Here is a 13,764-nt window from a genome sequence, read left to right on the forward strand (position 1 = left end):
TGACCTTTCCGGTACGGTGCTGCCCCTATGTCTTATTCCGAACTCAGCGTTGAAGAACGCGCCACCATTCAAATCGGTCGTACCCAAGGCTTCAGCCTGCGCAGGATTGCCTGCTTGATCAACCGATCCCCTTCGACCATCAGCCGTGAGCTGCGCCGTAACCGAGGTGCTTGCGGTGGCTACTCGGCCCGCCTGGCCCAGCAGCAAATGCAGGCCCGCCGCCAACGCTGTCGACCGAAACGAAAGCTCTTGCCGAGTAGTGAGCGCTTCCAGTTGGTGGCCCATATGCTGCGCGAGCGTTTGTCTCCCGAGCAGATTGCCGGCAAGCTGCGCAGCATGAACATTCCCAGCCTCAGAGAAGCCTACGTCTGTCGCGAGACGATCTACAACGCGATCTATGCCCTGCCAGTGGGTGAGCTGCGTAAGGAGCTGATCATCTGTCTGCGCCAAGGCAAGACGACGCGCCGACCGCGCTCTGGTGGCGTGGATCGGCGCGGCCAGATCCCCGAGATGGTCAGTATTCATGTGCGCCCGCCGGAGATTGAAGACAGGCTGATGCCGGGGCATTGGGAAGGCGACCTCATCAAGGGCAAGGCCAACGCCTCGTGTGTAGGCACGCTGGTGGAGCGAACCAGTGGCTACCTGATGCTGGTAAAGATGAACGACGCGACGGCGACCTCGGCGATGGAAGGCTTCAGTGCAGCGCTCAATGGCATGCCGCTGGCGATGCGCAAGAGCATGACCTACGACCAGGGCCGAGAAATGGCGCGGCATGCTGAAATCACCCAGCAGACCGGGGTGGCAATTTACTTCTGCGACCCGCACAGCCCCTGGCAGCGCGGCAGCAACGAAAACATCAACGGCCTGATTCGCCAGTACTTGCCCAAGGGCACAGACCTGTCGGTACATAGCCAGGAGGAGCTGGACGCCATTGCCTTGCAACTGAATATGCGTCCCCGTAAGCGCTTCGATTTCAAATGTCCGATCGAAATGATGAGTGAGGTGATGCAAAAGGCCATGGCTATGCGGCACGATGCGCCCACTTCAATCCAATAACCGTGTTGCACTCAGCTTCTGCAACCGCCCAGGCCCAGGAGAAAGCCGCCATGATGCTTAAGGATCCATCAATCAAATATCGCCATTTCGCCACAGTCGACCTGCCAGACCGCCAGTGGCCCAATCAGGTCCAGAAGGTCGCTCCCACCTGGTGCAGCGTCGACATGCGAGACGGTAACCAGGCACTGATCGAGCCGATGAACGCCGAACGCAAGCGTCGATTCTTCGACCTTTTGGTGAAGGTCGGTTTCAAGCAGATCGAGGTTGGCTTCCCGGCAGCATCGCAAACCGATTTCGACTATGTGCGTGAATTGATCGAGAGCGGTCGGATCCCCGAAGATGTGACTATCCAGGTCATGACACAGGCCCGTACACACTTGATCGAGCGTACCTTCGAAGCGCTCAAGGGGGCGCCACGTGCCATCGTTCATGTGTACAACGCAACGGCTCCCGTATTTCGTGATGTGGTGTTCGGCGTGGATCGCGCAGGTTGCATCGGCATCGCCACGCAGGCTACCCGGGAGATCAAGGCGCTGATGCAGGCCAATCCGCAGACGCAGTGGACTTACCAGTATTCACCAGAAACCTTCTGCTTCACCGAGCTCGATTTTGGCCTGGAAATTTGCGAAGCGGTGATAGACGTATTCGAACCGTCTCCCACCAACAAGATGATCCTGAACCTGCCTACCACCGTGGAAGTTTCGACCGCCAACGTGTTCGCCGACCAGATCGAATGGTTCTGCCGCCACGTACGCAAGCGCGACAGCGTGATCATCAGTATCCACCCGCACAATGACCGTGGCACAGGTGTGTCTACCGCCGAGCAGGCCTGCCTGGCAGGCGCCGAGCGGGTCGAGGGCACCTTGTTCGGCAATGGTGAGCGCACCGGTAATGTCGATATCCTGACCTTGGCCATGAACCTCTACACCAGTGGCATCAGCCCGGAGCTGGATTTCTCTGACATCATCCATGTCCAGCGTGAGGTCGAGTTCTGCAACCAGTTGCCGACCCATCCACGCCATCCCTATGCGGGAGAGCTGGTGTTCACGGCATTTTCCGGCTCTCACCAGGACGCCATCAAGAAGGGCTTCGCCCAACGGCGGAAAAACCCCGACGGTTTCTGGGAGGTGCCGTACCTGCCGATCGACCCGGCCGACATGGGGCGCAGCTACGAGGCAGTCATCCGGGTCAACAGCCAGTCGGGCAAGGGTGGTGTGGCCTATCTCCTGGAGCAGCAGGGTATCGTCCTGCCGCGCCGGTTACAGATGGAGTTCAGCGGCCTGGTGCAGCAGGTCGCCGATAGTGAAGGGAGGGAGATCACCAGCGAAATGATCTTGTCGTGCTTCACCAGAAACTACCTGGAGCAGGGTAATCCCTACGCCTTGCTGCACCCCATGGTCACCACTGACGAAGCCTGCACTTACCTTGACGCTCAACTGCTGGTCGAGGGTGAACGCCTGGAGTTCGCTGGCAAGGGCAATGGCCCAGTGGCCGCACTGGTCCATGCGTTCGCCCAGCAGGGGCTGGTCTTCGATATTGCCGATTACCACGAGCACGCCGTGCGTGATGGTGCTGAGGCCGAAGCCATTGCCTACATCGAAATACGTGTCAAGAACCAGTTGCTGTTTGGCGTGGGCAGGGACGGCAGTACACTCCAGGCATCACTCAAGGCTGTGGTGAGTGCTGTCTGCCGGGCCACGCGCCTGGGGCTGCTCGATACAGTGAAAAGCACGGTCGCCACGGCTTGAGGGATACTGGCTGGCGCTGTTCGGCGGTGTGGTGACCAATGCTGCTGCGGCCACGGCGGAAAAGGTGAAATGCCAGCCTTGTAACCCTGAACCGCTATTGACCTCGAGTTAACTCAAGGTTTTAGAGTGGCGTGGCGGCACACTCGCTGCTTGCGCAAACGAACTCGCAAGCACCAGAAATGGACACTCCGACTTCACTGCTGGTTTTCCAGATTATCGGCTTCATCGCCTTGGGCCTGTCGAAGGCGATGACCGATCCAGTGAGGTCTGGAGCAGATCAGGGAAAGAGGAACAGCATGTGAAGACGATGATCGTAGGCGCCAGCAGAGGCCTGGGGCGGGCTTTGCTCGAAGGCCTCGGCAAGCCCGGGGACACGCTGATTGGCGTATCACGCAAACAGCCGAAAGATCTGGCCCTTGCGCCGGGCATCGACCTGTACTGGATCGATGCCGACCTTTCCGAGCCAGTGGCGGCTGTAGCACGGATCGCGGACCGAACACCTGCCGATCTGGACGTACTGATATACAACGTCGGCATCTGGGAAGAGCATGCCTTCAGCGAGCACTATGCATTCTCCGAAGACAGCGACGAATCGATCACCCGGCTGGTCGAGGTGAACGTCACCGCCACGCTGCTTCTTCTCAAACGCCTGATACCCAGGTTGCTCGGTGCTCCCCGGCCGCAGTTGATCCTCACCGGCTCGACTTCGGCTCTTCGCCAGAGCGGGCGCCCGGAGGTAGCGTTCGGTGCCTCCAAGTTCGCCCTCAACGGCATGGCTGATGCGCTACGCGAAGGCTTCAGGGATGACAACCTGGCGGTGACCGTGCTTCAGCTGGGTTACCTGAATACCGATGACGCCCTGTCCACGCCATTGGTGCAGGCTGCTGCGCGAGGTGAGCGGCGTTGGGTACCGGTACATGATGTGGTCACCATGGTCGATGCGTTGTTACGCCTGTCAGGGGCTTCATTCGTACGGGAGTTGATCTTGCCCGCGATCGGGGATGAGCGCTTCTGACACCACAACGGTCAGTCGCCCTGAGTCCGGATAGCAGCTGACGCGTACCAGGGCGCGACAGAATCGACATGCACGTGTTTCTGCTTCCTTGGCAAAAACGATGTATCAAAGGTACCGCTGAACGGTCAGTGGTTGCCAAACTGCGCACGATACCTCATGGGCGCCAACCCCACGGTCTTGCGAAATGCTGCCCGGAAACTTTCCGCCGAGGCGAACCCGCAGCGTTCGGCGATTTGCTCATTGCTCAATGGGCTGCTTTCCAGCAACTCACGCGCCACGTTCATGCGCACCTGAAGCAGCCAGGTTTTCGGCGTGATGCCTGTCGCTTCGATGAAGCGTCGCAGGAAGGTTCGTTCGCTCATCAGTGCCTTCGCTGCCAGCTGCTTGACCGTAAGCGGCCTGCCCACATGCAAGGTCGCCCACTCCAGCACCGCGGCAAGATCATCGCGAGGCTTCTGGGCAACGGGTGCGGGGAAGAACTGTGTTTGCCCTCCGGAACGCTGGGGTGCCATAACCAGGCGACGGGCAACGGTGTTGGCAACCTGGGTACCAAAGTCTCGACTCACCAGGTGCAGGCAGGCATCTATACCGGCAGCGCTGCCTGCCGAGGTAATCAGCTGGCCGCAGTGTACGTAAAGCACGCCTGGGTCTACTTCAATGAGTGGATAGCGTGCCGCGAGTTCGTCCGTATAGCGCCAGTGGGTGGTGGCACGCTTGCCGTCCAGAAGGCCCGCAGCCGCGAGCACGAACACCCCCGAACAGATGGAAAGCAACCGCGCCCCGCGTTGATACGCGGCGCGCAAGGCGTCCAGCAGCACCTGCGGCGGGCGCTCATCGCGGCTACGCCAGCCCGGAATGATGATGGTATGGGCATCAACGAGCGACTCCAAGCCGAACTCGGCAATGACCTGCATGCCACCTGCCGCGTGCATTGGTGCGGGATCGACGGCGACGATGCGATGCGTGTACCAGGCGAATTCGAACTCCGGGCGTGGCAGCCCGAAGATCTCCACGGCAATGCCGAACTCGAAGGTGCACAGCCCGTCATAGGCAAGCACGGCGACCAAACCAGGGTTCGTGAGCATTGGCGGAAAACTACCGGTGACTGTCGAGTGCGCCACTGTAGCGGTACAGGCGGGCTTCCTACAATGGGCGCACCTTCAACCGAGGAGTGAAATCCATGCCAAGCCTGGTCAGCGAATATCCTGCCGCAAGCCCATCCGAAGCCCTGCTTCATTTCAGCCGCCGTCTGGCGTTCGAGACGGATTGTTCGGATGTTGAACGTAGCCAGCGGTCGGGTGATGTCGACTATGTGCTGGTAGATGTAAGGAGCAGCGAGGCGTTTGCGCAAGGCCATGTGCCGGGCGCGATCAATATTCCTGGCCGCACCATCAGCGCAGAACGCATGGCTGACTATGCGCGCCAGACGCTTTTCGTTGTTTATTGCGCGGGGCCGCATTGCAATGGCGTACATCGGGCGGCGGTTCGTTTGGCTGAGCTGGGTTTTCCGGTGAAAGAAATGATTGGCGGGGTTACCGGCTGGCTTGACGAAGGGTTTTCGTTGGAGGGTGCGGACGTTGCTGCACAGGGTAACGGCGTTTCATGTGCATGTTGAGTCGAGAGGGCACAGTTCGAGCGGCATCACCCGAGGACGTACCCGGCCTGATCGAGCACATGCGAGCATCGGAAAGTTTTTCCGAATATCGATGAGCAGCTCTCTCTGCATTGATGAGCCTTCCCACAGATAGTGTTATCTCGCTAGCCTCTGTTGAATGTCCGCAATGGGGCCAGGCTGTGTGAAAACGCTAATAAGTACGTCGAGTAGCGAAAGAAGCTGGGGCACCCTGTCAATTCAGCAGATCTGAGTGCTGATCTACCTCAGTCGGGCCCGGACGCGGCCTGCGCTATTTGGGCCGCGGCAGCAGCCCGAATAGCCGTATACGGACGCAAAAAATGCGTGGCCTCAAGTCCTGATCGCTTCAATCAGCCCAGCAATGCCAAAGATGCTCATCATTCGTTTGAGATTGTAGGCAAGCACGTGAAGGCTCATTTCGGTGCTTACCCTCGGTAGGGTTTTGGTCAGGAAGTGAGTGCTTCCCATCCAGTATTTGAGCGTTCCGAAGGGATGCTCCACCGTCTGCCGACGAACCTTCATCTTTCCTGGGTCATGCTCCAATCGGATCTGCACGGCTTCGACTACCGTTTCATGCTCCCAGCGCTTCAATCGGCGTTCCTTACCCGTCGTACACTGCTTCTGCATGGAGCAACTTTGGCAGCCAGAGAACCAGTAGGAGTGCAGCAACATACCGTCTTCCACCGAAGAATGCCTGCGGGTCAGTAGTTGATCCGCAGGGCATCGGTATTCATCCGATGCAGCGATGTAGATGAAGTCCTGCTTGCCGAATCGGCCTTCCGCTTTGCTGCTTGATGTCAGCGGCTTCGGGACAAAAGTGGTGATCCCTGCCTGCTCGCAAGCAAGGATCTCCGGACCTTTGTAATTGCCTCGGTCGGCGACCACTGTCAGCGACTCAGCGCCGATCTCTTCGCGTGCCTGGTTCGCCATATTGCTCAGCTGCGTTCGGTCATTGCCAACATTAGTGACTTCATGCGCAATGATCAGATGGTATTTGTCATCGACTGCTGTTTGTACGTTGTAGCCAACCGTGCCAGTACCTCGGCCACTCGTGGCCATTGAGCGTGCATCAGGATCGGTAAGAGAGATTTGCTGATCTGGGCTGGCGTGAAGCTGCGCTTCAATGTCCTTTAGCTTTGTCATCTGCTGTTTCAGCTTTTCTATTTTTTCGCTCAGCCGTTCAGCCTTGGCCTCGGCGACCTCGGGCGCCGCCCGATCCGCCGAATCCAGCGCCGCAAGATAGCGGTCAATGCTCTGCTCGATCTGCTGCATGCGCGCCTTGATCTTGCCCTGGGTGAAGTTGCGGTCGCGGTTATTTACGGCTTTGAATTTGCTGCCGTCGATGGCAATGATCGACTGGGAGAAAAGATTGAGGTTGCGGCACAGCACTACGAATTGCCGGCACACGCCGCGAATAGCTTTACCGTTGTCTCGCCGAAAGTCAGCAATCGTTTTGAAGTCAGGAGCCAACCGGCCCGTTAACCACATCAGCTCGACGTTGCGCTCTGCCTCGCGCTCAAGCCGGCGGCTGGACTGAATCCGGTTGAGGTAGCCATAGATGTAGATTTTCAGCAGGACTGCTGGATGGTAGGCCGGACGACCCGTAGCAGCCGGATCGACACCCTCGAATCCGAGCGCTCCGAGGTCGAGTTCATCGACGAAAACGTCAACCATCCGAACAGGGTTTTCTTCGGTGATGTAATCATCCAGGCACTCCGGCAGCAGCGTGACTTGCGTCCGGGCCTCACCCTCAATGAACCGCTTCATGATCGTCCCCGCCACGATCTCGACGATCAGAAGGTTAGATAATCGCAGGTTTTTTTCACAGCCTGGACCCGAAGCTGCCGGCCTGTAACGTTACCTCTCGCGCATGGAGGTGTCTGTTAGCAGAGGCGTTGTTGCATATCTCTAAGTCGGATGTTCTGGTATAAAAATACCCCTACCCAAGTCACGGACGACGACCATGCAGATACGCAAGATGACTCAGGAAGACCTGCCAAGCGCCAACGCCCTGTGCTTGGAGGCGTTCATGCTAGCGGTTGCGCCATCGCTGTCTGCCCAGGGCGTGGAAACCTTCGCAAAGGTGGTTGCTCAGAAGGCGTTTGCCGAACGAATGGTAAGTGACAACCTGATGCTGGTTTGTGTCGCGGAGGGAACCCTGGTCGGGCTGATCGAGCTGAAGGAAGGGCGCCATGTGGCGATGCTGTTCGTTGCGCCGGCCTGGCAGCGCCACGGCGTTGGGAGGCGCTTGATGAATGCGGCTCTGGAGCAGGCCAGGGCCAATGTAGTAACAGTTAGAGCGTCGCTATCTTCAGTGGCCGCTTATGAACGTTACGGTTTTGCGTTGGCAGGGGAAGTGGGCGAGCTTGCCGGGCTGATCTACCAACCGATGGAGAAGCGGTTGACCATTTGAAGCGCCGTCTACGACCCAGGCTGCTGTTCTTAATGACTTCAAATGGCCGTTAGGGGCCTTGCGCCAAGGGCCGTAATGGGTCGTTAGTCGCCGTTCGTGGACAATTGCTGTCGGCCCAGAGACCGGCCGCTTCGCGGCCCCGTCGCCTTCGACCCGCGCCCGGCGCGGTCGGCAAATAGGCGGCACGCTATGCCCGTTGAACGGCGGGTCAGCCCAGATCCATGGAGCGATGAGGCGAGCGAAGGTTTCGCCGTGTGTGCTAACCGGCCCCTGTTTGAAACAAGCCCCGCACCACCTCCCTGATCCAGCGATTCCCGCTGTCTTGCTGGTACCGTGCGTGCCAGTGCTGCTTGACCGTGAAACCTTCCACTGCAAACGGGCAATCGTGCACGTGCAAACCATGCATGTCGGCGAGTGTCTGGCCGATGTGCCGTGGCAACGTAGCCACCAGGTCGGTCGACCCGACAATCATCCCCAACCCCAGAAACGCCGGCAGCTCCAGCATGATCCTGCGTTCGATGCCGGCCCGCGCCAGGCCAGCCTCCAGTAACTTCTGCCCGGTCCCGGCACTGATTTGTACATGCCCCTCGGCCTGGTAACCCGCCACGCTCATGCCGTTGCTCAATCGAGGGTGTAGCGGGTTGCTCAGGCAGACCCAGTCCTGCTCGAACAACACTTGCTGATACATCCCCGCACCCAGCCAGGGCACGAAGCCGATGGCCAGGTCCGCCTCGCCCGACTCCAGCGCGCTCTCGGTATTGCCATCGATGCGTGCAGCTTCCAGGCGAATACCCGGCGCATGGGTACGCAGGTGGTTGAGGATGCTGGGCAGCAGGGTGATATGGCTGGCATCACTGACGCACAGGCGAAAGCGACGCTGGGCCGTGGCCGGAACGAATTGCGGCTCCCAGGTAGTCAGGCGCCGCAGCGATTCCAGCACCTCGCGGCATGGCCCGATCAACTGGTCTGCCCGCGGGGTAGGGGCCATGCCCCCGGGGGTGCGCACGAACAGCGGGTCGTTCAGTTCTTCACGCAAGCGCCCCAACCAGATACTCACGGTAGGTTGACTCTGGCCGAGCTGTTCAGCGCTACGGGTCACGCTACGGCAGTGGTAAAGCACATCGAACAGCTGCAGCAGCTTGGGATCAGGCAAGGCATCGAGCGTGCTCATTATTGCGAAACTCAATAAGTGTATTGAGGCCATTGTATAGCCGAAATAAGCCTCGCTGCATAAGGTAGTCGCAAACCACAGGAGGTCAGCGATTTGAAAATCTGCATTCTGGGCGCCGGCGCCCTGGGTTGTGCCATCGGTGCGGCCTTGAGCGAAGCGGGGCACGAAACCTGGCTGTTGAACCGTGGCCATGCACATGTCGAGGCGATGAACCTGCACGGGCTGCGGGTGCAGGACGAACGCGGCGAGCGGCAGGTCCCGGTGAAGGCAGCCTGCGACGCGGCAACCGTGGGCGTGGCCGACCTGGTGGTGGTGCTGGTCAAGTCATTCCACACCGGCGAGGCGATTGCCGGGGCCAAGGCGCTGATCGGGCCGCAGACGCTTGTGCTGTCACTGCAGAACGGTCTTGGCCATGAAGACATCCTGGCCGAGGCCGTGGGCCGTGAGCGGGTGCTGGCTGGCAAGACCTACGTCGGTGGCGTGCTGCTGGCGCCGGGTTCGATTCGCGCCGGTGTTGCGGGCAAGCAGACTTTCATCGGCGAGCTCGACGGCCAAAGGACGCTGCGTGTGCAGGCCATCGCCGAGGTCTTCAATGGCGCCGGGCTCGCCACCACGGTCAGTGACAACATTCTCGGCACCATGTGGGACAAGCTGCTGGTCAACGTCGCGACAGGCGCGCTCAGCGGCATCACCAGGCTCGGTTATGGCCAGTTGTACAGCGAGCCGCTGCTGGAAAGCACCGCCAAGGCAGCGGTGGCTGAAGCCATTGCCGTCGCTGAACGAGCAGGCATCCGCCTGAGCCTCACCAGCCCGGATTCTGCATGGCGGCTGGCCGCCGAAGGCCTGCCGGCAAGCTTCCGTACCTCGATGCTGCAGAGCCTGGAAAAGGGTTCGGTCACCGAGATCGATTTCATCAATGGCTCCGTCGTGCGCTGGGGCCAGCGCCATGGCGTGGCCACGCCGGTCAACGCGACCCTGGTGGCCTGCATCAAGGGCATCGAACGCGCCATGGCCGATCAGCAGAAGGGGAGTAATCCATGAGCCAGCCGAAAGCCTACCTTGAACACGTGGCGTTCTGGGTGCGCGACATCCAGTGGCACATCCGCTTTTTCAGCGAGGTGTGTGGCATGACCATGCGTGAAATACAGGGTGACGTCGAGCAGCCTGCACAGTACTGGACCCTTGGTGGCCTGCAGTTCATCCACCAACCGGACTTTGCCGGCCCGGAAGGGCGCATGGCGCACCTGGGCATCATGTGCGAGGACCTCGAAGCTACCCTGGCCGCCGCACAGCGTTTCGGCGTGAGCGAAATGCCCCAGGGCCGCAACTGGCTGCGCCTGCCTGACGGCCTTGCGGTCGAGTTCATTCAGGCATCGCCGGCGAAATGCGTCGCCCAGGCACTGGCCATCGACCCACGTGCAGAGGTGGTGGCATGAGCGTAGTGGAAAGATACTGGGACGATGCCCGCGAAGGCGATGAATGCATCAGCCCCACCTACACGGTGACCCGCGAACGTATCCTGGCCTACGCAGACCTCACCGGCGACCACACCCCGGTGCATGTCGACGAGGCCTACGCCAACGCCAGTCATTTCGGCTGCCTGGTTGCCCACGGCCTGTTCGGCCTGTCGATCGCCGACGGCCTGAAGACCCAGTGCGAATACCGCTTTGTACCGGGCATGTCGCTGGGCTGGACCTGGGACTTCGTGCTGCCGATCAAGGTCGACGATGTGCTGCACGTGCGCATGCGCGTGGGGGCGATGCGCCCGAGCAACAGTCGACCGGGCTGGGGCATCGTGGTCTTGCCGTCGGAGCTGATCAACCAGCACGGCGAAGTCGTGCAGCGTGGCGAGCACCGGCTGATGGTGCCCCGGAGGGTGCAGGCATGAGCCAGGCATTGCCATTGGCAGGTATCCGCGTCATCGACTACAGCCACTTCCTCGCCGGGCCCTATGTGGGCCGCTGCCTGGCAGCACTCGGCGCCGAGGTGATCAAGGTCGAACGGCCGGGCAGCGGCGATGCCGGGCGCCAGCATGCATTTACCCTTGATGAGCAGCAGAGCGGTTACTTCCTGCAGCTGAACATGGGCAAGCAGGGCGTCAGCGTGAACATGAAGGACCCGCGTGGCAAAGCGTTCATGCAGCGCCTGACCGACTCGGCCGATGTGTTCATCGAAAACTATCGCCCCGGCGCCCTGGACAAGCTGGGCCTGGGCTATGCCGAGCTGTCGGCGCGCAACCCGCGTCTGGTGTACTGCTCCATCTCCGCCTATGGCCATACCGGGCCGGATGCCCACCGCGCCGGTTTCGGGCTGATCGCCGAGGCCAAGAGCGGGATCATGCAGATGGTCGGCGTGCCGGGCGAAGCGCCGCCGTTGCTGCGCATTTCCCTTGGCGACATGTACACCGGCATTCATGCCGTGGCGGCGATCAATGCGGCATTGCTGGGCCGGGTGAACAGTGGACGCGGCCAGCACATCGACATGGCCCTGTACGACACGCTGGTGTCGATGCATGAATATGCGGTGCAGTGCTACACCTTGTCCGACGGCACCGTCCTGCCCGAGCAGACCGGCCATGACATGCCCACCTCCACCCTGTACGGCGTGTTTCGCGCGGCCGATGGCGACTTGGTAATCGCCGCCCAGGTCGACGATGCCTGGAAGCGCTTTGCCGCGATGCTGGAAGCCAACGGTGGCCCGGCCGGGTTCGGCAGCGACAGCCGCTACCACAGCCTCAATGGCCGCAACGCCCATCGCCAGGCGATTCTGGCCGTGGTTCGCGACTGGGTCGGCGCGCGCCTGGTGGCGGATATCCTGCAGTTGCTCGATGACATCGACATCCCCAGCGCCAAGGTGCAGCGCATCGACGAGGTGGTGGCCGACCCGCAGATTAAGGCGCGCAACATGGTCATCGAGCAGCAGCACCCGCGCTACGGTACCTTGCGCCTGCCCAACCTGCCGTTCCGCTTTTCCGACTGTGACACCACGATCCACCAGGTGGCCCCGGACCTCGGTCAGCACAATGCCGAAGTGGCCGCCGGCCTAGGTTTCACCCCTGAAGAAATCACCGCCATGCAGGCAGACGGTGTGCTGTTCACCCACGGAGATGCACGATGAGCGACCGCTATGCAGTGATCGGCCGGCCGATCAACCACACCAAGTCCCCGTTGATTCATGGCCTGTTCGCCCAGGTCGCCTGCCAGTGCCTGGAGTATGGCGCGCTGGAGGGCGAGCTCGAGGGCTTCGAGGCTCAGGTACTGCAGTTTCGCAGTGATGGTGGGTTGGGCATGAACATCACCGCGCCGTTCAAGTTGCGAGCCTTCGAGCTGGCCGACCAGCGCAGCGAGCGCGCCCAGTTGGCGCGGGCGGCCAATGCGTTGAAGTTCGAGGATGGCCGTATCTTTGCCGAAAATTTCGACGGCATCGGCTTGCTGCGGGATATCGAGGAAAACCTCGGTGAGCCGCTGGCCAATCGACGGGTACTGTTGCTCGGCGCCGGTGGCGCGGTACGCGGTGCATTGCTGCCGTTCCTGCAGGCGGGGCCGAGCGAGCTGGTGCTTGCCAACCGTGACATGGCCAAGGCGCTCGCCCTGCGCAACGAACTGGATCATCCAAGGCTGCGCATCAGCCGTTATGAGGAGCTGGAGGGACAGTCCTTCGACATCGTGGTCAACGCCACCTCTGCCAGCCTCACCGGCGAGCTGCCGCCACTGCCTGAAGGCGTGCTGGGCGCGACGCAGCTGGCTTACGAGCTGGCGTATGGCAAAGGCCTTACGCCGTTCCTGCGCATGGCCCAGGCGCAGGGGGTGGTGCGCCTGGCCGACGGTGTCGGCATGTTGGTCGAGCAGGCGGCGGAGGCTTTCGCCTGGTGGCGCGGGGTACGGCCAGAAACCCGCGCCGTCATCGATCGCCTGACTATTCCGCTGGAGTAGGACCAAGGCCACTGTAGGAACGGGCATGCCCGTTTCCACAGTGGCCCTGCCAATCAGTACGGCGGCGCTGGCAGTTCGGCCAACAGTCTTTTGAGCCCGTCGCTCCACTGCCTGCGTATCTGCTCGTAATACACATCGTCGCTGGCGATACGCTGGCGTTTCGGTATTTCCAGGCTGTCCTTCTGATACACCAGCAAGTCCAACGGCATGCCCACCGACAGGTTGCTGCGAATGGTCGAGTCGAACGAGATCAGGCCGCAGCGCAATGCTTCATCGAGTGGCATATGGTAGCCGAGGTTACGGTCCAGAATCGGCCGCCCGTACTTGCTTTCGCCCAGTTGCAGGAACGGGGTGTCCGGCGTGGCCTGGAAGAAATTGCCCTGCGCATAGACGTTGTATATGCCCATGGGGCCGCCGGCAATCTGGCCGCCGACGATGAACGAACTGCTCAGGTCGATTCCGGCCGACAGCTTGCTGCGATCACGGCTGACCACCTCGCGCAAGGTGTCGGCGACCAGTACCGTTGCATCGTAGAGCGTCGCAACGTTCAACAGGTGGGGGCCGGGGCCCTTCGTACGTTGCTGGAGCAGGTTCACCACCGATTGCGAGGTCGCCAGGTTGCCAGCGGTCTGCAGGACGATCAGGCGCTCCCCCGGCACGCCGAACACGAACAGCTTGGCAAAGCTGGCGATCTGGTCGATGCCCGCATTGGTGCGTGAGTCGCTGATGAAGACAAGCCCGTCCGCCAGGTGCATGGCGACACAATAGGTCATGCTGTTTCCCTTGTTTTTTTCAT

14 protein-coding genes are annotated in these 13,764 nt (G+C 60.8%); 10 read left to right on the forward strand and 4 right to left on the reverse strand.

Annotation, left to right across the window (positions count from 1 at the left end; genetic code table 11):
• Positions 1-27: 27 nt before the first annotated feature.
• The 3 genes from ACK56M_RS12190 (at position 28) to ACK56M_RS12200 (ending at position 3,819) form a co-directional block, all read left to right on the forward strand.
• Positions 28-1,056: an IS30 family transposase gene (locus ACK56M_RS12190; protein ID WP_188258425.1), complete on the forward strand. Its 1,029-nt coding sequence runs from the start codon at positions 28-30 to the stop codon at positions 1,054-1,056.
• 50 nt (positions 1,057-1,106) lie between these two features.
• A complete protein-coding gene (gene leuA / locus ACK56M_RS12195) occupies positions 1,107-2,804 on the forward strand; it encodes a 2-isopropylmalate synthase (RefSeq protein ID WP_100413443.1) in 1,698 nt (565 codons plus the stop codon).
• Between the two features lie 298 nt (positions 2,805-3,102).
• Positions 3,103-3,819, forward strand: coding sequence for an SDR family NAD(P)-dependent oxidoreductase (locus tag ACK56M_RS12200; protein ID WP_015270093.1), 717 nt, complete (start codon positions 3,103-3,105; stop codon positions 3,817-3,819).
• A 125-nt stretch (positions 3,820-3,944) separates the two neighbouring features.
• On the opposite strand, the gene ftrA is transcribed toward ACK56M_RS12200, so the two are convergent.
• Positions 3,945-4,904 (reverse strand): transcriptional regulator FtrA, encoded by a 960-nt coding sequence (gene ftrA / locus ACK56M_RS12205; RefSeq protein WP_100413444.1) that lies wholly within the window; start codon positions 4,902-4,904, stop codon positions 3,945-3,947.
• 95 nt (positions 4,905-4,999) lie between these two features.
• On the opposite strand from ftrA, the gene ACK56M_RS12210 reads away from it, so the two are divergent.
• Complete coding sequence (locus tag ACK56M_RS12210) at positions 5,000-5,434, forward strand: rhodanese-like domain-containing protein (protein WP_015270095.1); 435 nt, start codon at positions 5,000-5,002, stop codon at positions 5,432-5,434.
• A gap of 348 nt (positions 5,435-5,782) precedes the next feature.
• Here the strand turns inward: ACK56M_RS12210 and ACK56M_RS12215 are convergent, their stop codons facing one another.
• Positions 5,783-7,219 carry an IS1182 family transposase gene (locus ACK56M_RS12215; RefSeq protein WP_100413445.1) on the reverse strand — a complete coding sequence of 479 codons (1,437 nt, stop codon included), beginning with the start codon at positions 7,217-7,219 and terminating at the stop codon, positions 5,783-5,785.
• Positions 7,220-7,415: 196 nt separating this feature from the next.
• On the opposite strand from ACK56M_RS12215, the gene ACK56M_RS12220 reads away from it, so the two are divergent.
• A complete protein-coding gene (locus tag ACK56M_RS12220) occupies positions 7,416-7,865 on the forward strand; it encodes a GNAT family N-acetyltransferase (protein ID WP_085719787.1) in 450 nt (149 codons plus the stop codon).
• A 259-nt stretch (positions 7,866-8,124) separates the two neighbouring features.
• Here the strand turns inward: ACK56M_RS12220 and ACK56M_RS12225 are convergent, their stop codons facing one another.
• A complete protein-coding gene (locus ACK56M_RS12225) occupies positions 8,125-9,036 on the reverse strand; it encodes a LysR family transcriptional regulator (protein WP_100413446.1) in 912 nt (303 codons plus the stop codon).
• A 93-nt stretch (positions 9,037-9,129) separates the two neighbouring features.
• On the opposite strand from ACK56M_RS12225, the gene ACK56M_RS12230 reads away from it, so the two are divergent.
• From ACK56M_RS12230 to aroE, 5 genes are read left to right on the forward strand one after another with little or no spacing between them, the layout of a single operon-like run.
• Positions 9,130-10,077: a ketopantoate reductase family protein gene (locus tag ACK56M_RS12230; RefSeq protein ID WP_015270099.1), complete on the forward strand. Its 948-nt coding sequence runs from the start codon at positions 9,130-9,132 to the stop codon at positions 10,075-10,077.
• On the forward strand, positions 10,074-10,472 hold the full coding sequence (locus ACK56M_RS12235) for a VOC family protein (protein ID WP_015270100.1): 399 nt from the start codon (positions 10,074-10,076) through the stop codon (positions 10,470-10,472). The genes ACK56M_RS12230 and ACK56M_RS12235 overlap by 4 nt, the downstream gene beginning before the upstream one ends.
• Positions 10,469-10,924: a MaoC family dehydratase gene (locus ACK56M_RS12240; RefSeq protein WP_003256790.1), complete on the forward strand. Its 456-nt coding sequence runs from the start codon at positions 10,469-10,471 to the stop codon at positions 10,922-10,924. Before ACK56M_RS12235 ends, ACK56M_RS12240 begins: the two co-directional genes overlap by 4 nt.
• Positions 10,921-12,153, forward strand: coding sequence for a CaiB/BaiF CoA transferase family protein (locus ACK56M_RS12245; RefSeq protein WP_015270101.1), 1,233 nt, complete (start codon positions 10,921-10,923; stop codon positions 12,151-12,153). Before ACK56M_RS12240 ends, ACK56M_RS12245 begins: the two co-directional genes overlap by 4 nt.
• Complete coding sequence (aroE, locus tag ACK56M_RS12250; protein ID WP_015270102.1) at positions 12,150-12,968, forward strand: shikimate dehydrogenase; 819 nt, start codon at positions 12,150-12,152, stop codon at positions 12,966-12,968. Before ACK56M_RS12245 ends, aroE begins: the two co-directional genes overlap by 4 nt.
• A gap of 53 nt (positions 12,969-13,021) precedes the next feature.
• Here aroE and ACK56M_RS12255 read toward each other — a convergent pair whose 3' ends face one another.
• Complete coding sequence (locus tag ACK56M_RS12255) at positions 13,022-13,741, reverse strand: proteasome-type protease (RefSeq protein ID WP_100413448.1); 720 nt, start codon at positions 13,739-13,741, stop codon at positions 13,022-13,024.
• Positions 13,742-13,764: the final 23 nt, after the last annotated feature.

This window comes from Pseudomonas sp. s4, from assembly GCF_046764235.1.
In the GTDB taxonomy this organism is placed as follows: Bacteria; Pseudomonadota; Gammaproteobacteria; order Pseudomonadales; family Pseudomonadaceae; genus Aquipseudomonas; species Aquipseudomonas asiatica.